The sequence below is a fragment of the Martelella lutilitoris genome, from assembly GCF_005924265.1.
GTDB lineage: Bacteria > Pseudomonadota > Alphaproteobacteria > Rhizobiales > Rhizobiaceae > Martelella > Martelella lutilitoris.
On record NZ_VCLB01000003.1, the window covers coordinates 473,943 to 494,065 of the forward strand.

The 20,123-nt window shown below is 60.6% G+C and carries 18 protein-coding genes and 2 pseudogenes; 14 read left to right on the forward strand and 6 right to left on the reverse strand.

Translation table 11 applies throughout. From position 1 onward, the window contains the following. Positions 1 to 2 precede the first annotated feature (2 nt). From FF124_RS07205 to FF124_RS07220, 4 genes are read right to left on the reverse strand one after another with little or no spacing between them, the layout of a single operon-like run. Positions 3 to 1,241 carry an ABC transporter substrate-binding protein gene (locus FF124_RS07205; RefSeq protein ID WP_246072257.1) on the reverse strand — a complete coding sequence of 413 codons (1,239 nt, stop codon included), beginning with the start codon at positions 1,239 to 1,241 and terminating at the stop codon, positions 3 to 5. 34 nt (positions 1,242 to 1,275) lie between these two features. After that, positions 1,276 to 2,184: an SMP-30/gluconolactonase/LRE family protein gene (locus FF124_RS07210; protein WP_187326845.1), complete on the reverse strand. Its 909-nt coding sequence runs from the start codon at positions 2,182 to 2,184 to the stop codon at positions 1,276 to 1,278. Then, positions 2,184 to 2,957 carry an SDR family NAD(P)-dependent oxidoreductase gene (locus FF124_RS07215; RefSeq protein WP_138747799.1) on the reverse strand — a complete coding sequence of 258 codons (774 nt, stop codon included), beginning with the start codon at positions 2,955 to 2,957 and terminating at the stop codon, positions 2,184 to 2,186. The genes FF124_RS07210 and FF124_RS07215 overlap by 1 nt, the downstream gene beginning before the upstream one ends. Beyond that, on the reverse strand, positions 2,950 to 3,711 hold the full coding sequence (locus tag FF124_RS07220; protein WP_138747800.1) for a FadR/GntR family transcriptional regulator: 762 nt from the start codon (positions 3,709 to 3,711) through the stop codon (positions 2,950 to 2,952). Before FF124_RS07220 ends, FF124_RS07215 begins: the two co-directional genes overlap by 8 nt. Before the next feature lie 120 nt (positions 3,712 to 3,831). Between FF124_RS07220 and FF124_RS07225 the strand changes: the two genes are divergently transcribed. Genes FF124_RS07225 through FF124_RS07240 form a run of 4 tightly spaced genes read left to right on the forward strand, consistent with a single transcriptional unit; the run spans position 3,832 to position 7,380 of the window. Further along, entirely contained in the window at positions 3,832 to 4,980 is a 1,149-nt protein-coding gene (locus FF124_RS07225) for a mandelate racemase/muconate lactonizing enzyme family protein (RefSeq protein WP_138747801.1), read from the forward strand. Beyond that, positions 4,980 to 6,119, forward strand: a complete 1,140-nt coding sequence (locus tag FF124_RS07230) for a mandelate racemase/muconate lactonizing enzyme family protein (RefSeq protein WP_138747802.1) — start codon at positions 4,980 to 4,982, stop codon at positions 6,117 to 6,119. Before FF124_RS07225 ends, FF124_RS07230 begins: the two co-directional genes overlap by 1 nt. Before the next feature lie 47 nt (positions 6,120 to 6,166). Then, complete coding sequence (locus tag FF124_RS07235; protein WP_138747848.1) at positions 6,167 to 7,045, forward strand: DUF6772 family protein; 879 nt, start codon at positions 6,167 to 6,169, stop codon at positions 7,043 to 7,045. After that, positions 7,045 to 7,380 carry a hypothetical protein gene (locus FF124_RS07240; protein ID WP_138747803.1) on the forward strand — a complete coding sequence of 112 codons (336 nt, stop codon included), beginning with the start codon at positions 7,045 to 7,047 and terminating at the stop codon, positions 7,378 to 7,380. Before FF124_RS07235 ends, FF124_RS07240 begins: the two co-directional genes overlap by 1 nt. 627 nt (positions 7,381 to 8,007) lie before the next feature. Here FF124_RS07240 and FF124_RS07245 read toward each other — a convergent pair. Next, a complete protein-coding gene (locus FF124_RS07245; protein WP_138747804.1) occupies positions 8,008 to 9,036 on the reverse strand; it encodes a LacI family DNA-binding transcriptional regulator in 1,029 nt (342 codons plus the stop codon). A 207-nt stretch (positions 9,037 to 9,243) separates the two neighbouring features. Between FF124_RS07245 and FF124_RS07250 the strand changes: the two genes are divergently transcribed. From FF124_RS07250 to FF124_RS07290, 9 genes and pseudogenes are all read left to right on the forward strand, one after another. Then, positions 9,244 to 10,230, forward strand: coding sequence for an ABC transporter permease (locus FF124_RS07250; RefSeq protein WP_138747805.1), 987 nt, complete (start codon positions 9,244 to 9,246; stop codon positions 10,228 to 10,230). A 185-nt stretch (positions 10,231 to 10,415) separates the two neighbouring features. Beyond that, entirely contained in the window at positions 10,416 to 11,390 is a 975-nt protein-coding gene (locus tag FF124_RS07255) for a substrate-binding domain-containing protein (protein ID WP_425462516.1), read from the forward strand. A gap of 75 nt (positions 11,391 to 11,465) precedes the next feature. Then, positions 11,466 to 13,037, forward strand: coding sequence for a sugar ABC transporter ATP-binding protein (locus tag FF124_RS07260; RefSeq protein ID WP_138747807.1), 1,572 nt, complete (start codon positions 11,466 to 11,468; stop codon positions 13,035 to 13,037). Positions 13,038 to 13,048: 11 nt separating this feature from the next. Next, entirely contained in the window at positions 13,049 to 14,071 is a 1,023-nt protein-coding gene (locus FF124_RS07265; protein ID WP_138747849.1) for an ABC transporter permease, read from the forward strand. A gap of 28 nt (positions 14,072 to 14,099) precedes the next feature. Beyond that, complete coding sequence (locus tag FF124_RS07270; RefSeq protein WP_138747808.1) at positions 14,100 to 15,098, forward strand: dihydroxyacetone kinase subunit DhaK; 999 nt, start codon at positions 14,100 to 14,102, stop codon at positions 15,096 to 15,098. 11 nt (positions 15,099 to 15,109) lie between these two features. Next, positions 15,110 to 15,748: a dihydroxyacetone kinase subunit L gene (locus FF124_RS07275; RefSeq protein WP_138747809.1), complete on the forward strand. Its 639-nt coding sequence runs from the start codon at positions 15,110 to 15,112 to the stop codon at positions 15,746 to 15,748. A gap of 86 nt (positions 15,749 to 15,834) precedes the next feature. Beyond that, the gene (locus tag FF124_RS07280; RefSeq protein ID WP_138747810.1) at positions 15,835 to 16,719 is read left to right on the forward strand and encodes an NAD(P)-dependent oxidoreductase; all 885 of its coding nucleotides are present in this window, start codon (positions 15,835 to 15,837) and stop codon (positions 16,717 to 16,719) included. A 334-nt stretch (positions 16,720 to 17,053) separates the two neighbouring features. Continuing rightward, on the forward strand, positions 17,054 to 17,398 hold the full coding sequence (locus FF124_RS07285) for a hypothetical protein (protein ID WP_187326846.1): 345 nt from the start codon (positions 17,054 to 17,056) through the stop codon (positions 17,396 to 17,398). Between the two features lie 78 nt (positions 17,399 to 17,476). Then, a pseudogene (locus FF124_RS07290) lies at positions 17,477 to 18,405 on the forward strand (IS3 family transposase); the annotation flags it as partial. 253 nt (positions 18,406 to 18,658) lie between these two features. Here the strand turns inward: FF124_RS07290 and FF124_RS07295 are convergent. Further along, complete coding sequence (locus tag FF124_RS07295) at positions 18,659 to 19,672, reverse strand: IS110 family RNA-guided transposase (RefSeq protein WP_138747812.1); 1,014 nt, start codon at positions 19,670 to 19,672, stop codon at positions 18,659 to 18,661. A gap of 57 nt (positions 19,673 to 19,729) precedes the next feature. On the opposite strand from FF124_RS07295, the pseudogene FF124_RS20755 reads away from it, so the two are divergent. Further along, a pseudogene (locus tag FF124_RS20755) lies at positions 19,730 to 19,933 on the forward strand (integrase core domain-containing protein); the annotation flags it as partial. Between the last annotated feature and the right edge of the window lie 190 nt (positions 19,934 to 20,123).

The window sequence follows — 20,123 nt, forward strand, 5'->3', positions numbered from 1 at the left end:
ACTCAAAGCTGGTTTTCGATCGACGCGCAGACAGCCTCAAGCGCTGCCGGCACATCGGCATCGGCCCGCCACAAGGCATCCATGCGGGGCTTCATGGCGGCATAGATCTGCGCATAATTTGCGTGGCTGGGCAGCACGCGACCTTCTTCGATCGCCTCGCTGACATAGGCCATCTGCTCCGGCGAGATCAACTTGTTGGCCTCAATGAAGGTGTCGCTTTCCAGCACCGACTTGCGCGCCGGCGGGAAGAACTGAGACATGGTTTCGGAGTTCTCGGGGTTCGTCATATAGGCGATGAATTCCTTGGCCAGATCCTTCTGCTCGCCCTGCGAAAACACCACGATGCCCGCCTGACCGATGACCGGAGATGCACCCGCAGGCCCGGTCGGAAGCGGGGCGATGCCCCATTCAAAGCCGGCATCGGCAAGACGCGATGCGCGTGAAATCTGGTTGATCGTCATGGCAGAATTACCGGAGAAGAAGTCCCCGACCTCGCCGGGCGGAACGATCGACTTGTCGTTGAAAACCATGTCGTGGAGCTGGGTGACTGCAGCGACGGCTTCTGACTTGTTGAAGCCGCATTCGCCATCCTGCCAGGCAAAGCCGCCATAGGCGCGGATCGGCGGCATCAGCGCATGCATGATCCGCGAGTCATAGCCTTGCCCGTCCTTGAACTCGAAACCCCATTTGCCGTCATTGGCAGCCGTCAACGCCGCTGCGACCTCCTGGAATTTCTCCATGTCCCACTCGCCCTTTTCGGCAAGTTCGGCCGGCGTTTCGAGACCGGCGGCGTCGAACATGTCCTTGTTGTAATAGATCATGAAGGGCGAGGTCGAGAACGGCAGGCCATTGATGACCTCCCCGTCGGTCCAAAGCCCCATGGCCGGCTCGGAAAAGTCTGCCAGATCGTAACCATCGGTGGCTTCCAGCGCAGGGCGCAAGTCCTCGATCACACCCGCCTCGGCAAAACCGGGCGTCACGTCTTCGAACATCCAGCCAAGATCGGGCGGATTGCCGCCGGCAAGCTGGAACGTCAGCTTCTGGGTATAATCGGCCGCCGGAATGGTCTCGTACACGACCTTCACGTCCGGATGGGTTTCGGCGAAGCCTTCCGCGATCGCATTGAACATCGCAAGATGCGCATCATTGCCGGTCCACAGCGTGAACCGCAGCTCCTCCGCCGACAGCGGTCCGGCCGCAAGCAGGCTAACGGCGGCGGTCGTGACAAATAGTGATTTCATTTTCATCGGGTTCTCCTCCCTTGATTGCATTTCTTCACTGCAATTCCTTCTGCCCGTGATCGTCGGGCAGAACACTGACCGGCGGCACAGGCATGCCCGCGACATCGCTCGCAAGCATGAAAACCGCACCGGCAAGCGGCTCATCAGCGGCGGTCCTGCCTTCAGGCAGGATCGACATGCTGGTGACGCAGATTGTTTTCAGGTCGTGACCGCAAAAGGCCAGTTTCGTAGGGCGACTGACGGGCAGATCGATGTGTGCAAGCACCTCACCTTCAGGCGCGAGGCGGGTGATCCGCCCCGCATCGATGCCGGCAAACCAGTAGCAGCCCTCAGCGTCCATCGCCGCACCGTCCACGCGACCTTGTTGCGGGCGATGGAACACGCGGCGGTTGGACAGCCGCCCGGAGCCGCGATCAAGGTCGAAAGCCCATATCGTGTTGACCTCGGGATGGCTGTCGGCAAGGTAGAGCGTCGTTCCTTCGGGTGCGACGGCAAGTCCGTTCTGGGTCTGCAAGCCGTCGACTTCGGCAACGCCGCCGTTGCGGTCGAGACGGAACAACTTGCCCGGTGCGCCGGATGTGCGCGGCTCGGCCAACGAGCCTGTCCAGAACCGTCCGTCAAGATCAACGCAGCCATCATTCATGCGCCAGCCCGCCTCCGGCATGGCCGGGGTCGCGATCGGCAACAGACTGCCATCACCAGCAAGCCGATGCCAGCCGGTCCCGGCCGCCACGACCAGATCACCCTCGAGATCGCGCGCAAGCGCGGCCGGGGGAACATCGAAAGACAATGTGGTAACCGCCCCGCCCGCAAGAGGCATGCGACGAAGCTTTCCCGCTGGAATATCCACCCAGGCGATCTCCCCGCTCTCGGGAAGCCAGAGCGGGCCTTCCCCGACGATATCGGGCGACCTCTGCAGAACCTTGATTTTGGGCGCGCGCATCATGTGCGCTCTCCCGGCAGGCCGCCCGGCGCGTCACCGAGGCTCCATCCGCCATCGACGGGCACCGTTGCGCCAGTGATGTAGGCGGCCTGATCCGAGCAGAACATCAGCACGGGCGCGACGCAATCTTCCGGCCTGCCCTGACGGCGAGCCGGGATCTTGGCCGTCACGGCGTTGCGGAAATCGGGATCGGCGTAGCGGGAAGCGGTGCGCTCGGTCTCGATCGCACCGGGCGCGATCGCGTTCAGCGTCACGCCCGACCCGGCGACATCGCGGGCGATGGCGGCAAGGGCTGTATATTGCGCGGATTTCAGGGCGGCATAGACCAGCGTTTCGGCGCGCGGGCGCGCAGCCATGATGCTGCCGACCGCGACCACCCGCCCCCAACCGCGTTCCGCCATGGGAGGCACCAGGGCCTGGCAGAGCGTCAGGAATGACGTGAAATTGGCCTCGACATGACGATTGACGGTTTCCTCGGCCACGGACTGCCAAGGCCCGCGCTGCTCGATAGCCGCATTCGCAATCAGAATGTCGAGCCGTCCGCCTTCAAGCACCCTGGCGGCAAGCCCTGCCGCCGCTCCGGCTTCGGTAAAATCGGCCTCGTGGGCTTCGGCATCGGCGAGTGTCTCGCGCGCCCCGGCAACGCCGTTCAGGTGATGCAGGACGACGGTCGCGCCGGCGGCATCGAGCGCGCGCGCGATGGCCCGCCCGATGCCCTGATCGGCGCCGGTCACAATTGCGCGACGGCCGGAAAGGAAACGCGGTTCAGTCATCGTCATCTGTCTCCATCTGGTCAGCGACCTCGAAGGAGGCAATGTCCGCGGCCTTGTAGTGATCGTCGATCATACGGACGGCTTCTTCGACATTGCCATCGCGGATGGCGGCATAAAGCGCTTCATGCCGGGCGACCGTGCGGTCCCAGTCTTCCGCCGTCCTGTTGGACCGGCGCGAGAACAGTTCGGAGACCTCACGCTGGACCGAGCGCAGCCCCTCGCCCTGCATCCGGATCATGGAGTTGCCGGTGGCTTCGGCCATTCCGAGGTGGAAAGCGATATCGGCCTCGATGAACTGCTCCGCCTTACCCAACCCCTCGCGCATGGCGCGCGCCGCCTTGGCCATCTGCTGCACGCCTTTTTCGGCGCGGCGCTCTGAGGCAAGACGGGCGATACCGCTCTCGAAGAGGTGGCGCATCTCGTTGGCCTCGCGCAGGCGGGTCAGGCTCGAGCGCACGGCGTAGCCATAAATACGGTCAAGCGGCTCGCCAGTGATGGCGGTGGCGCGGGCAACCTTGCCGCGCTGTGTCTGGATCAGCCCGACGCCGGAAAGCTGCCGCAGCGCTTCACGCGCGATCGGCTTGCTCACACCGAACTCACGCGCGATCTCTCCTTCCGAGGGAAGCGGATCGCCGGGCGTGATGCGGCCGTCGAAAAGCGCGGTGGCAATGACATCGGATACCGCATCGGCAAGCCGCGGCGGCGTTGCCAGCTTGGTCGCAAAAAAGGGCTTTTCTGTCGGAGCGTCAGTCATGGTTCCATCCTTCGATTGGCTGAGGGGTACCATGGCTTCACTAACATAGCAACTATGTTTTTAGGTTGCTAAGATATCATTGTTAAGCTAGACAGGCTCGACATCCAGGAGGAACAGAACGTGCCCGATGCCGCTGCGCACCCGATTGCGGACATAATTGCCCACCCGCTTACGCAGAAATTGCCCACACCCACGGAAACATCCTGGGGGCGTTATGACGCAGTCTCGATCATGCTCGTCGAAGTGCGAACGACGACAGGCCTCACGGGTTATGGCGAAACGCTTGCGCGGTTTGCCCCCTGCGCCTATGCGGAACTGGTGGAGCACGCGTTGAAGCCGCGGCTTGTCGGCCGCGATGCGCTCGACATCTCAGCCAACTGGGCGCTGATGCGCCGTTCGCTTTCCGGCCGCGCCGGAGGCATGCTGATCGAGGCTATCGCCGGCGTCGACATCGCGCTCTGGGACATTGCGGGCAAGGCCTGCGGCCTGCCGATCTACCGGCTTCTCGGAGGCGAAGGCCGTGCTGCGGTTCCCGTTTATGCGGCATCGGTCAGCTGGGACCCGCTCGAGGAGCGCGCCGCAGAGCAGGCAATCGCCTTCGCCCGGCGGGGGTTTTCATCGATCAAGGTCAAGATCGGCCGCAGCCCGGAAGCCGCCTGCAAACGCATCGCCACGGTGAGGGAGGCCGTCGGCGACGGCGTCGAGCTCACCGCGGATTCCAACTGGGCCTATAACCTCGATGAGGCGGTTATGGTCAGCAAGGCGCTTGAAAGCCGCGGCTACGCCTGGTTCGAGGAGCCTGTGCGCCCCGAAGACGAGGATGGCTATCGGCAGCTTCGCGCCCGCTGCGCCGTTCCGCTTGCCGCGGGTGAAAGCAATTACACCGTTGATCAGGCGATGGCTCTGACCTGCGACCGGACGCTTTCCGTGCTTCAACCCAATGTCACCCGTTCCGGCGGCATTACCGAGACGCTGGCAATGGCCCGGCTCGCGGCCCAGCATGACGTCGCCTATGCGCCGCATGTGGGCATGTCGGGCATCATCTGCGAGGCGGCGAGTCTCCATGTGGCGGCGGCGGCCGCGAACACCCGGATCATGGAATGCGCGGCAAGCGCCAACCTGTTCAAGTCGGAAGTGGCGGATCTGCGTCCCGGCGGGGAACGCGCCGAGGGCGGAATGCTGAGCGTACCGCAGGGGCCGGGGCTCGGGATCGAAATTAATTGGGAGGGCGTCGCCCGGATGGAAAAGATGGCAAGGGAGGCCGCCTGATGACCGTTGAGACGAAAGGCGACATCCTGATCAGCGATGTTATAGCACACCCGTTGACGCAGAAATTGCCGCAGCCGACCATCACCTCGTGGGGGCGGTACGAAGAGGTCTCGATCGTGCTCGTTGAAGTGCGCACCGATGCCGGCATCGTCGGCGTTGGCGAGACGCTGGCGCGCTTTGCGCCGCATGCCTATGCCCATCTGATCGAGGATGCCCTGAAGCCGCGCCTTGTGGGACAGCCCGCCGGCAATATCGCCGCCCATTGGGCCAATATGCGCCGCGCGCTTTCGGGCCGGGCGGGCGGCATGCTGCTTGAGGCGATTTCCGGCGTCGACATCGCGCTCTGGGACATACTCGGCAAGGCAGCAGGCCTTCCCGTCCATGCGCTCCTGGGCGGTATTGGCCGCAAGCACATCGATGTCTATGCCGCCGCGGTCAACTGGCGCGATGACGCGCTGATGGAAGAACAGGTCGATGAGCTTCTGGAGCAAGGTTTTCGCCAGCTCAAGGTGAAGATGGCCTCCCCGGTTGCCGATGCCTGCCGCAAGATCGAGCTGATGCGCCGCCGCGCCGGCGACGGGATAGCGCTGTGCGTCGACGCCAACTGGGCCTATGGCCTGGATGAGGCGGTCGAAGTCGGCAAGGCGCTGGCCGATTGCGGCTATGTCTGGTTCGAGGAACCGCTTGCCCCTGAAAACGAGCAGGGCTACGAGGAACTCAGAAGGCTTTGCGATGTACCGCTTGCCGCGGGCGAGAGCAATTTCACGGTCGACCAGGCCAAGCGTCTCGTTGCCGGTCGCACCCTTTCCGTCCTGCAACCCGATGTGGCGCGCGCTGGCGGCATTACCGAGACCCGCCGCATGGCCGAGCTCGCACAGGCTTTCGATGTCGACTACGCGCCCCATATCGGCATGTCGGGTATCGTCTGCGAGACAGCATCCGCCCATCTTGCGGCCGCGATGCCGAACTTCCGGATCATGGAGTGCGAAGGCGACCGCAGCCCGTTCAAGACCGAACTTGCCGATCTAGCGGCCGGTTGCATGCGCCAGAAGGATGGCACACTGGACGTGCCTCAGGGACCGGGCCTCGGCCTTCAGATCAACTGGGATGCGGTCGAACGGCTGCGCGCGCCCGAATGACATCTTTCAAGGAGACCCCCATGGCACATGCCGCCGCACCGGACGCACTGGAAACCGCGATGCTGAGGGCGCTTCGCCTTTCCGATCCCAATCTTAGCTGTTTCGATCCGCTGCGCCGGATCATCAGCCATGACGATTTTTCGCGCGGCCATTGCGGCTGGTCGCAACTGGTCGGCAATTACGAGGATACGCTCGATACTATGCTGCCGGGTTACGCCCAGCACACCTCGGCAATGCTGTCGACCCTCAGTCACTGGGACGCCGGCTCCCACGGCGGCGTCGACAGCTCCTACGCCCTGAAGATCGCGACCCGCGCCAGGCCGGGCGCGCAGAACGTGGCGATCAAGCGACTGACGACGCGCGAGCGCGGCCCGATCCGCTTCGAGTGCTACTTCACCTTCAAGCCAGAGGCCACGGAACTGAAGCTCAGCGAGACTGATGTCCGCTCCTTCGGTTTTCTTTTCGACCTGCAGGGCGGCGATACCGACGGCGATGTCGAGCGGGTGATGCCGCATGTGCGCTTTCTCAACGCCGAGCATGGCAAGCATATCCAGAAATGGCAGTTCAAATCGAAGACCAGCGAGATGCTGAAGATCGGCGACGACGACAAGACCGCGACCCATTACCACCTCTCGCCCGACGGCTGGGAAGACCTGCCCGACGGGGACCAGCGGCTTTGCTATAACGAGATCGCAACCAAGGTGAACTGGAGCTATCTGCGGTTCGACTTCGATCTTGCCAGCATGCGTGCAACAAGCCTGCGCTGCAACGACCGCGAATTCGATGTGTCGGGCTTTGCGCCGATGCGCATTCCGGCGATGAAGAACCTCTGGTGCATGCTGAATTTCTGCCTGTTCGCCGAAACCGATGTCGCCAAGCGCGCCTTTCTCTATGTCGATTCAATCTGCATCTCGGGAGAATTCTGATGCTGCCGGAAAACATCACAGCCATCATCGCCCGCAACGAGAGCTGGAGCGGCCGTGCCGCCACGGAACCGTATGAGGCCGGATGGGCGCATGAGGCTGTCATATTCGTTCGCGCGCTGAAGACGCCGAAAGGCGCTCTGCCAAAAGCCGTTGTCGAAATCTCGCCCGATGGCATCCACTGGACGGCGGAAGGAACGACCCTCAGCCTGCCGGAAACCAAGGACAAGCTGACAGCGGCCAAGCTGTCGCATTTCGGCGGCTGGCTCCGCCTCTCCGCCGAAATACCGGAGGGTTCGGAAATCACCGTTCTGGTTACGTTGCATTTGAAAGCTTGACGGAATCACTACTGACCTGACGCTGAGCGACCTCTTCGTCCGTGGCGTAGCTTCGGCACATGATCATGCAACACGAAGGCAACCTGTTGATTGGCCCCAGCAACGACCCATCACGCTTGGTCCGGCAAACCTCAGGGCCGGCAGGTTCGACCTCAAACTGGAAGTCCCGCATCCCGGCCTTCCAGAAATTGTCGGCATTCTCAAGCCCGCGCTTGCTGATGCGGCCAGAAGTAACCAACTTGAGACGCTTGCACGTCAGGCTGTCGGCCGAGGACCATTTGGCAAAGTGCATTCACAAATTTGAATAGCGCACCGCAAAGAGAAGATATCTGCAGCAGTGTTTCGATGCTGGCTCAGGTGGTTACCAGCGGCGCTGCAATCGGTGTTTTGCCGGTGCGCATGACGGAGCCTTCTCGGCTGCGTAACGAACTCAGGATTTTGCGCACCAGCCCGGCAATGCCGGCCACCCCGGTTCATGCGAAATTCAAAACCCCAGCGCGTGGACCTGGCGGCGTGTGCCGTTCTGACGGTTATGCGACAACTGCCGGAGAGGCTCGGCTATAACAGAAACGATTGAAGTCGGCAGGAACGTCTCAATCGTTTGCAGCGTTCAGTTCAAATCCCGGATCAGCCGCTGGAGCGGGCGACAAGATCGGCGCCGACCAGCATCTTGACACAGGGAAGGTCGGGAGGGCCGTTGATGATGTCGTCGAGCAGAGCGACGGCGTGGAAGCCGATCTTGCGCTTCGACACATCGATCGTTGTCAAAGGCGGATCGCTGGTGGCACTCATCGGCAGATTGTCGAAACCGATCAGAGAAACATCCTCCGGGATACCAATCCCATTTTCCCTCAAGGCCCTGGCAAAGCCGAACGCCATGATATCATTGGTGCAGAAATAGCATTCCGCCAGCCTTCCCCCGGAGGCCAGATATTCAGACGTTCCGCGGTGGGCGCCGTTGAAGGTCGATTCGACGGAGATGATCAGGGAAGGATCAACTTCGAGGCCTAACCGCTCCATATTGCGAAAAAAGGCGTCATACCGCAGTTTGAAGTTGGTCGTTCCAACATGACTGGCGACGAAGCCGATCCTCGAAAAGCCGCGCGACTTGAAGCGTTCCAGCACTTTGTAGACGGCATCGATGTTGTTCATGTTGACGAAATTCGCTTCGACAACATCATGAAAGGTATCGATGAACACGATCGGCGTGCCAACGCTCTGCAGCAAGCGGATGTCCCCCTCGCTCAGTTCCGTTCCAAGAGCGATGATGCCGCTGACGCCGGCCGCCCCGGCAACCGCTTCCGCGATCGCCGCAATGGTTTCGCCGTCATGGCTCGTAACCTCAAGGGCATAGCCTCTCCGCAGCGCCTCCTGCGACATGCCGTCGATATAATCGGAGATGAAATGACTGTGGTCCCGGTTCACCGTCTGCCCGTGCTTGGCAATCTTCAGAAACCGCAATGTCTCTTTAACTTCGCTGGAACGGCTCCGCGAGGCACGCGGCACATATTTCAACCGGGATACGGCTTCAAGAACCCGCACCCGCGTCGCTTCCGAAATCTCCCCCTTGCCATTAAGCACAAGGGAGACCGTCGCAGCAGAAACCCCTGAGGCGGCTGCGATGTCGCGAATCGTGGGAATGGTTTTGCTTTTCATATTCTCAAAATTGCTGGTTGGCGCTGAGGTTGCAACCTTCTTATCTTTGCGCTTTTTGTTTAGTTAAAATTTATCGACTTTTAGGCCGATTTCATTCAAATTAGAAGACAAAATAGCCAAATTACGGAAAAATATCCCCTTGCTGGAGCGCAACCTCTCTGCTAACGTTTAGTAAAGTTAAGGCGATTTAGTAAACGGGAGGTGCTAATGCGTCAGCTGGATGGTCAACTGCTCGTGCTCGCGGTTATGAACCTGGGCCTATTGGCAATCGGCGCCCTGATCTCGGGCGGAACCTTTCTTTCGATTTTCAATCTGCAGTCGATGGCAACGCAGGTCCCCGAGATCGGCCTTCTGGCAATCGGCGTGGCACTAGCCATGTGCGCGGGCAATGGCGGCATCGACCTATCGGGCATCTCGCTTGCCAATCTCGCCGGCGTGGTTTCGGCGATCATCGTGACGAGCTTTCTCGATCCCTATGATCAGCCGATGACATTCACCGCGACATTCGCTCTGATCGCGGTTCTTGTCGGATGTCTCGGCGGGCTGATCAACGGACTTCTGATCTCGTTTGTCGGCATCACGCCGATCCTCTGCACGCTCGGAACGCAGATGGCGTTCACCGGGCTTGCCGTTATCGTCTCGGGCGGACGAGCGGTCACCGTAGGTGACCCGGACCCGCTCTATAATATCGGCAATGGTTTCATCTTCGCCGTGCCGATCGGCTTCATCATCTTCATCGCCGTCGCTACGGTGATCGGGCTTGCCGTGCGCTATACCCCTTATGGCAAGTGGCTGATGCTCGGCGGCTCGAACCTGAAGGCCGCGACCTTCGCCGGTTTCCCCAAGCGTGCGGTGATCACGACGACCTACACGCTGAGCGGTCTGCTCGCCGGCATTGCCGGGGTCATCATCGCCGCACGCAACGTCAACGTGAAATGGGACTACGGCACGTCATATCTGCTGATCGCCATCCTCGTGGCCGTCATGGCAGGGGTCCGCCCGCAGGGTGGGTATGGACGCATCATCTGCGTCGTCCTGTCGGCGATCGCGCTGCAGCTCATGTCGAGCCTTCTGAATTTTGGCGGCTTCTCGAATTTCGTCAGGGACTTTGCCTGGGGTGCGCTGCTGCTCGCCTTCCTGGTCATCGGTCGCCACGATCTGGTTGGCTTTCTGCTCCCGGGAGGTCGACGCTAGCCGAGACGGGTACGGGTCGCAAACACGCCCCGTTTCAAACAATACAGCTTCAAGAGCATCGCCTCACACCAAATGTTGAGGAGCTCTGGCCGTCCGCATCCCCTCGGGTGGACGGTTGAAGGATGGAGGGAAAATTGGAGGAAAAAATGAGAAAGCATTTCAAAACAGTCGCTGTCGCCACCCTGATGGCTGCAACCGCGCTTGCGGGAGCAACCGGTCTGGCAACAGCACAGGACGACAAACCGGTTATCGCCACCGTCTTCAAGATCAGCGGCATTCCGTGGTTCGATCGCATGAATACGGGTGTCGAGGAATATCAGTCGGAGCATCCCGAGGTCGTGGCCGAAGGCTACGGCCCTGCGACTGCCGATGCGGCGCAACAGCTGCAGATCATCCAGGACCTGATCGCCAAGGGCGTCGACGCTCTGGCCGTCGTGCCGATGGACCCGGTCGTCATCGAGGGTACGCTGAAGCGGGCCATGGACCGCGGCGTCATCGTCGTCACCCACGAGGCCGACAACCAGCGCAATACCATGGTCGATATCGAAGCCTTCGATAACGACAGCTACGGCACCGCCCTCAACGAACGCCTTGCCGAATGCATGGGCGGCGAAGGCAAATGGACGACCTTCGTCGGCTCGCTGGGCAGCCGCACCCATATGCAGTGGGTGGGCGCCGGCGAGAAAAACGCCGAGAAGTACCCCGGCATGGAGCTTGTCGATCCGAACAATGAATCCTTCGACGATGCCAACGGCACCTACGAAAAGGCCAAGGAGATCCTGCGTAAATATCCTGAGATCAAGGGTTTCCAGACCTCTGCAGGCAATGACGTCCTCGGCGTCGGCCGTGCCATCGAGGAAGCCGGCCTTGCCGGCAAGGTATGCCTTGTCGGCACCGGTCTGCCCGCCCCGTCTGCGCCCTATCTGGAATCGGGCGCGATCACGGCGATCGGGTTCTGGGACCCGATGAAGGCCGGCATGGCGATGAATGCCGCCGCGCAGAAACTGCTGGCCGGCGAGGAAATCGTCGACGGCATGGATCTCGGTGTCGACGGCTACCACAGCATCACTGTCACCAAAGGCGCCGGAGACGGCCTCCTCGCCATCGGCAATGGCATGGTCCTCGCCGACAAGGACACCTACAAGGACGTCTACTTCTGATCTGTTGACCTCCCGAGCAGGCCAGGGCGCTTTTCAAGCGCCCGGCCACGCAAGGCCTGGTTTTCTGCAGGCATCATGATCAATCGAAGAAGGAGTGTGAGCGTGTCAGGATCAACCTCGTCAGGAGAGCTTTTTCTGGAACTGCGCGGCATTCACAAACGCTATGGCGGTGTGCATGCGCTGCGCGGTGTCGACATGTCGATCCGTCTTGGTGAAGCCTATCACCTTCTCGGCGAAAACGGCTGCGGCAAGAGCACGGTTATCAAGGTCATGTCCGGTGCAATCGCGCCGAGTGAAGGCGAGATCATCCTGGATGGCAGCAAGTACGACATGCTTACGCCGATCCAGTCTCTGAGCGCCGGCATCGAGACGGTCTATCAGGATCTGTCGCTGATCCCCAATCTTACCGTGGCCGAAAATGTCGCCCTCAGCGAACAGCTCGTCATGGGCGGCGGGCGGCTGGCGCGCCTTTTCGACCGATCGCGGCTGCGCGAAACAGCGACGCGCGCGCTCGAAGCCGTTGAATTGCCGACCACCCGCGCCTTTCTGTCGACCGTCGTTTCGGATCTCCCGCTGGCACAAAGGCAGTTGGTGGCGATTGCCCGCGCCATTGCCACCAACGCCAAGCTGGTGATCATGGACGAACCGACGACATCGCTGACGCGGCGCGAGGTCGAAAAGCTGATCACGGTGGTCAACAGGCTGCGCGAAGACAATATCGCCGTCCTGTTTGTGACGCACAAGCTCGATGAATGCTACCGGATCGGCGGTCAGGCCATCGTGTTCCGCGACGGCGAATGTGTCGCCCAGGGGCCGCTTGAAAATTTCACCAAGACTCAGATTTCCGAGTTGATGACCGGCCGCGAGATCGAAGCGATCCGCTACCGCAAGGCGGAACCTCAACCGGATGAACTGCTGTCCACCGATCGCTTCTCAGGCAAGGGTTTCGTTGATGTGAACCTCTCCCTCAGGAAGGGCGAGATTCTTGGCATCACCGGACTGGCCGATTCAGGCCGCAACGAGCTTGCCATGGCGATTTCCGGTGTCCATCCGGCAACCAGCGGGACGTTGAAGCTTGACGGCGAGGAGCTTCATATCCGCCGCCCCTCCGACTCTATTCGTCACGGCATCGGCTATGTTCCCGAGGACCGGCTCGATGAGGGCCTGTTTCTGGAAAAATCGATTCTCGACAACGAGATTGCCCTGGTGGTCGCGAGCCTTGCCAACAGTTTTGGCGTGATCGACAGCCAGAAAGGGCGGGCTCTCGCCCAAGATCTTTCCCGAAAGATGCGGCTGAACACGAACGATATCGACATGCCCGTTGGCTCACTCTCCGGCGGAAACCAGCAAAGGGTTCTCATCGGACGCTGGCTGTCGATCCTGCCAAAGCTTCTGGTCCTGCACGGACCGACAGTGGGTGTCGATGTCGGATCGAAAGACACGATCTACCGCGCCATCCAGTCGCTTGCAGAGGCAGGTATGGGCCTGATTGTGGTCAGTGACGATCTGCCGGAACTCCTGCAGAACTGCGACCGCATCCTCGTCATGTTCGGCGGCAAGGTGGTCAAAAGTTACGATGCCGAAGCCGCCGATGAAGACAGTCTATACCGCACCATGACGGCACCCGAACTGGAGGTGGCGCAATGACATCCGTCGAAATGGAACGCAGCAAAGCGCAGCAGAAGGTTGCCGAGGGCGGCTTCAGCTTCAACCACTTCCTGAAGAACCATCCCGAACTGATCACGCTCGCGCTGCTGGTCGCGATCTGCGTGATCGTCTCCGTGATCAATCCGAACTTTCTTCAGGCATCGTCACTGATCGATATCGGACGCGCCAGCGTCGTGATGGGACTGTTCGCGCTTGGCGTGTTCGTCATTCTCGCGGCTGGCGGTATCGATGTATCATTTACCGCGATTGCCGCCCTGTCCATGTATTCGGTCACGCTCTTCACCGTGAACCATTTTCCCGGCATGCCAATGCCGCTCATCGTGTTCATCGCCACCATCGGCGGCATGCTGCTCGGTTTCGTGAACGGCATACTGGCCTATCACCTGCGGGTCCCCTCGCTGATCATCACGATCGGAACGCAATATCTGTTTCGCGGCATCCTGCTCGCCTTCATCGGCACGGTCTGGATCATGGATCTGCCGCCGCAGATGATCGAGTTCGGTCGGGCGCCGCTACTCCAGTTTACCAACGCCAACGGCGCGGTCATCACCCTTCCGGTCTACTTCCTCGCCCTGCCCGCAGCTGCCGTTCTCACCTGGTGGATCCTCAACAGGACCTTGATGGGCCGCGCAATCTTCGCAATCGGCGGCAACAGCGCTATTGCCGAGAGGCTGGGCTACAATCTGAAAACGGTGCAGCTCTTTCTGTTCGGCTATGCCGGCGCGCTGGCGGGCCTGGCGGGGATCATTCATGTGTCCAGCAATCGCCTGGCCAATCCTTTCGACCTGGTCGGCAGCGAAATCAGCGTGATCGCCGCGGTCGTGCTCGGTGGCGCCCGCATAACGGGCGGCACCGGTACGGTGCTGGGGACGATCCTCGGCGTGCTTCTGGTCACTGTCTTGAACAACGTGCTCGTCATGGTCGGCATCCCCAGCACCTGGCAGCGTTTCGTCATCGGCTTCTTCATCCTTCTCGCCGCTGCGTTCTTCATGGCGCAACAGCGAAAATCGTAATGCCTATTTCTCAGGAAAGCGTAGTCCCATGAAAAAATTCATCAACAACCCGGAAAACGTCGTCGAGGAAATGCTGGAGGGGATCTACCTTGCTCATCCTGCCGTGACCTATGCCGCAAACGACAAGCACTGCCTGGTGACGGCAACGCCGAAGCCGGGCAAGGTCGGTATCGCCACCGGCGGCGGATCCGGTCACCTGCCGCTCTTCCTCGGCTATGTGGGCGATGGCATGCTGGACGGATGCGCGGTCGGCGGCATCTTCCAGTCCCCAAGCGCCGAGCAGATGCTTGAGGTCACCAAATACATCGATCAGGGCGCCGGGGTTCTTTATATCTACGGCAATTACACCGGCGATATCATCAATTTCGACATGGCGGCGGAACTTGCGGAATTCGAAAACATCCGCGTGACCTCGGTCGTCGGCAATGACGATGCGGCATCCTCCGTGATCGGTGAAGAACACAAGCGGCGCGGCGTTGCCGGCATTTTCTTCGTCTACAAGGCCGCGGGCGCCGCAGCGGCAGAAGGCCTCGACCTCGACGAAGTCACCCGCATTGCCGAAAAGGCCCGTCTCAACACCCGCACGATGGGCGTCGCGCTGTCCAGCTGCGTCGTGCCGGAAGTCGGCCATGCCACATTCGAGATCGGCGAAAACGAAATGGAGATCGGCATGGGCATTCACGGCGAACCGGGAATCAGCCGCCGCAACCTCGAACCCGCCGATGATGTGGTTGACGCCCTGATGGAGCGTCTGTTTGCCGAGAATCTTTACGAAAGTGGCGATGTCGCCGTTCTGATCAACGGTCTTGGCGGCACCCCACGCGAGGAGCTCTACATCCTTTACCGTCGTGTTGCGCAGCGCCTGTCCGAACGCAACATCACAGCAAAACACGTCTTCATCGGCGAGTATGCAACCGCGATGGAAATGGCGGGCGCCTCGATCTCGCTGATCAAGCTCGACGATGAGCTCGACCGGTTGATCGCAGCGCCGGCCAACACGCCGTTCTTTACCCGCCTCAAGGGCTGACGGAGGTTATCATGGATCAGATCAACACCGAACATATGGTCGACGTCTTCGCCGGCCTTGCCGCCTTCTTCGCGGACAAGCGCGACTTTCTGATCGCGCTCGACGGCAAGGTGGGCGACAGCGATCTGGGACTTACGATGAGCAAGGCTTTTGCCGCCGCCCACGAGGCAGTGGTTGCCGAACCCGACCCCGCCATCGCCACCTACCTGAAGGACGCCGGCATGGCGATGGCCAAGGCCGCGCCTTCGACGATGGGCACGCTGATGGCCACAGGCTTCCTGCGGGCCAGCAAGGCGCTGGACGGCGTGGATGCTATCCGCACTGTGGAAATGGCCGCCTTTTGGCGTGCCTACAGCGATGGCGTCGCCCAGCGCGGCAAGGCCAAAGTCGGCGACAAAACGGTGCTCGATGTGCTGGAGCCGATCGCTTCGAGCCTGGAGGCATCGGCAGAAAAGAAACGAACACTGCCGGAAGCAATGGAAAAGGCCGTCGAGGCCGCGAGCGACGCGTTGGAAAACACCAAGACCATGGTCGCGCAGCACGGCAAGGCCGCCGCATTCCAGGAAAAATCGAAGGGCCTGCAGGATGCCGGCGCGACTGTCGGCCTGTTCATCATCCAGTCGATGACGGCAACGGTCCGCGCGGGCTGAAAATACCGCAGGCTTCGACCCACCCCATTGAGCCTGGGCGCCAATCGCCGCGTCCGGGCAGACACCCCGCTTTGAAGGAGGACGCGATGAAAATTGCCTATATCGGGCTCGGAACAATGGGCCAGGGGATGGTTCACAATCTCCTCAAAGCCGGTCACGAGATCAAGGTCTGGAACCGCACCGCCTTCGATCTGCCGGAGACGCTCGCTGGCGCAGCGCCCCAGAACACCATCGCTGAGGCCCTGTCGGGTTGCGAACTCGTCATGGTCTGCCTGACGGGACCGGATGCTCAAAAGGCGGTTTATTTTGGCGAGGATGGCATCGTCGCCCATATTGCCGAAGGCGCCATCGTCGCAGATGCAACAACCACCGACCCCGAACTGACGCGCTCGATTTCAACCGCGATCGCGGAGCGCAATGCCACCTATCTCGACACACCGGTCTTCGGCAGCAAGGGCGAGGCGTGGGCCGGAAAGCTCGATTTTGTCTGCGGCGGCGACAAAAACGCGTTTGATCGTCTGGCCCCGGTCCTGGAACCGCTCGCGGCGACCGTGCACCATTTGGGGCCGCCCGGCAGCGGCGCGATGATGAAGCTCGTCGGCAATCTGCTGGTGGCGGCCCAGATGGAATCGCTCGGCGAAGCCCTGTCGCTCGCCCGCAAGGCCGGGCTTAACGGCGATGCCGTCATGGGCGTCTTCGACGTTACGGACTACAGTTCTCTTCTGATCCGCAATGTCGGACGAGCAACCCTTGCCGGCGATTATGCGCCAAGCTTTTATCTGCGCCACATGCTTAAGGACACCCGCCTGGTTCGCGCTTTTGCCGAAAGTCAGACTGTGTCGGTTCCGGTCACCACCCTGATTGGCGAACTCTACGCTGCCGCCGACAACAAGGGCCTCGGCGACCGCAATGCCTCCGCCATTCACGCGATGCTGTTCGAACTCTCGGGGCTTCGAGAAAGCAGTGATTGACCGTATCCTAGCAACACGAGGCTTGAGCACCCTGTCCGTCGTCCGCAATCATGCCGCATCCGAAACTTCAGGCGCGAGAACCTTACAAATGGCCGGTTTGCGATGCCCGCGCTTTCCAGTTGTTCGGTGCCCGGCTTGACCCCGTGTCGCCCAATCCTTTTCCGGCAATCGCAAGCACATGACACCGGCTGGACAAGCCCGTCCGATACCGAAAATCTCGCTGTGAACTCGGCCCTACCCAAGGCGGGAACGGCAGATCACGAGGATCCGACGACGACGACCAGGTCATTGCCGGACATGTCGGATGCCGCGGAATGCCGAAGAAAGGACGGCCGTGGCCGGTGCGATCGCCGCGAAACTCTGCAATGCCGGCCAGTCCTGCGTTTGCGTCAATCGTATCTACGACCGCTTCGCCGAACGACTTAGCGAGGCCGTCGTCACGCTTAAGGCCGCACACAAGCTGAAGCGCGCGGTCTTCTTCCACGAGCAGGATGAAATCCGCGACCGCGCTTTTGACCGTCAGGCGTTCCTGGCCTCCGGCCTCAACCTCGTCCTGCTCGGGAACTATGCTGGGGATCATGAAAATGAGGTTGTAAAGAGGATTTCTGTTCTCGGGCTGCCAACGAACCGAAGCGGATTTTACATGGGCGAAGCCCGATTGCAGTCACCAACTCGTTGATCGGGATCCTGGTGACCTGCTTCCCTGAATGATCCTCGTTTTTTTGGTTAGTCTGTTCCCCAACGAAGAAGGCAGGCAATGAAACGATCCAGGTTTTCCGATGAGCAAATCATCGGCATTTTGAAGGAGCATCAGGCGGGCATGTCGGCGGCTGATCTGTGCCGCAAATACGGCGTCAGCGATGCGACTTTCCATAAGAGGCGCTCGAAGTATGGCGGCATGGAAGTGTCGGAGGCCAAGCCGCTGAAGACGCTGGAAGAGGAGAACGCCAAGCTGAAGACGCTTCTGGCGGAGTCGATGATGGATGTCTCGACGCTCGGCGAGATGCTCGGAAAAAACTTCTGACGTCCGGCTTAAGGAGGAACGCCGTGAGCTGGGCTATCGAACATCAAGGCTATTCCCAGCGCCGTGCATGCGGTCTGGTGGGTATCGACCCGCGGGTCTATCGCTATCGATCGACGTGACCGGACGATGCAAAGCTGCGAAAGGGGCTGAAGGAGCTGGCGTCACAACGTCGGCGCTTCGGCTACCGGCGCCTGCACATCCTGCTGAAACGCGAAGGTGTCGAGGTGAACTGGAAGAAACTCTACCGCCTTTACCGCGAGGAACGACTCACCGTGCGCAAACGCGGTGGCCGCAAGCGAGCCCTGGGCACGCGAGCACCGATCACGATCCCACAGGATCCCAATCAGCGCTGGAGCCTCGACTTCGTATCGGACACGCTGATCGACGGACGCCGCTTCCGCATCCTGTGCGTCATCGATGACTTCAGCCGGGAATGCCTGGCGGCCGTCGTCGACAACTCGATCTCGGGTGGGCGTGTGGCCCGTGAACTGGATGTCATCGCTGAGCGTCGCGGCGACCCCCTGATGGTGGTCAGCGACAACGGCACGGAAATGACCTCGAACGCCATGCTCAAATGGCAGCAGGATCGCGGCGTCGAATGGCATTACATCGCGCCCGGCAAGCCAATGCAGAACGGCTTCGTAGAAAGCTTCATGTATAGACGGCCCCGCGGGCGCAAGTGCTTTAATCGTAATGTTCATCGGCGGGTGCGTTCATGTATTCGGCCTGTTCATGCAGCCCTCACATGACTGCTGGCCCTGATGGTGTCCGCGGATCGAGGCCTCATCAACGGGACGCGCTATGGCGCGCTTAAAGCTCTCCGGGCTTTCTCGATCCTCAGCTCTGCCGATTTGCCATCACGCTGTCATTGCACTTTTGCCATCTCGTTATGTCTGGGTGAATGTGTCTTTGCGGCTATGCGGTCCTGAGCACCTCTCCGGTCGTCAGCATTGCCCAGATGGTTCGCGCCAATTTGTTTGCAACGGCGACAGCAACGACCATAGGTCTGCGCCGCTCGAGCAATGCTTCGATCCATGGGCCATCGACTCGGGAACGCGCCTTTGGATACCGCACCACCGTTCGCGCCCCCAGAACCAGCAGGTGTCGGAGATATCGATCACCTTGCTTAGTGATGCCACCTAACCTGTTCTTGCCGCCCGAAGAGTTCTGTCGCGGCGTCAGGCCAAGCCAGGCGGCAAACTCGCGGCCTGATCGAAAGGCGGATGGGTCCGGAATTGTGGCAGCGAAAGCAGTTGCTGTGATTGGCCCTATCCCCGGTATGGTTGCCAGTAAGCGGCAGATCGTGTTGCTCTTGTGGATCTCTCCCAACCGGGCATCAATGCTGTCAATCTGGTGGTTCAGTGCATCAAGTTGACCAATGAGCATGTCCAAAGCGAAGCACGCATGCTCCGGCAGATCCCCTCTTATCTCATCCAGCTTCGCGACAAGGGCATCGACCCGATGTCTACCCTGCGCGACGATAACGCCATACTCGGCCAAATGCGCCCGGAACGCACAAGCCGCCATGGTACGTTGCCGGACCAAAAGCCCTCTGGCGCGATGAAGCATCAGAAAGGCTTGATCCTCGCGTGATTTGATCGCGACAAAACGCATGTTCGGGCGGGTCACGGCTTCACAGATGGCAGCAGCATCAGAAGCGTCATTCTTTGCTCCGCGCCGCACATAAGGTTTGATGTAGCCGGGCGGAATGAGACGAACGTCATGTCCGATCCCCTGCAGTTGGCGCGCCCAGTTATGGGCAGTTGCACAAGCTTCGATGCCGACCAGGCAAGGCGATAACGCCTCAAAGAACGGCAGCAACTCGCGGCGTGTCAGCCTCTTACTATCGATCGTATGTCCAGATGCGTCAGCGACATGGACATGAAAAACGTTTTTGGCCAGATCAAGGCCAACGGTGGTTGGTTTCATCGGAAAGCTCCTTTTGCAATCTGGGACCACTATACGGTCCCTTCTCGGAGCGGGGCCGTCTTCCCCATCAATGGCAGGCTGCGGGACGAGTGCCTGAACGCGCATCTATTCCGCAGCTACCGCCACGCTCGCGAAATCATTGCGGATTGGAGGATCGACTACAATCGACATCGACCGCACACGAGCCTCGACGGGCTTACCCCAAACGAATTTGCAACCCGGTCCGCTATGGACCGCAACGTGAACAGGCCTAACTTATAGACGCGGACAAAACGGGGAGCAGGTCAGGATCGACGTGCGCGGCGATCTCGCTGGAATCCTTACGCTTTCGGTGCAAAGCAAAAACCCCGCCGGTGTGGCGGGGCTTTCGCAAGTAAAGTTGGTTGCGGGGGCAGGATTTGAACCTGCGGCCTTCAGGTTATGAGCCTGACGAGCTACCGGGCTGCTCCAC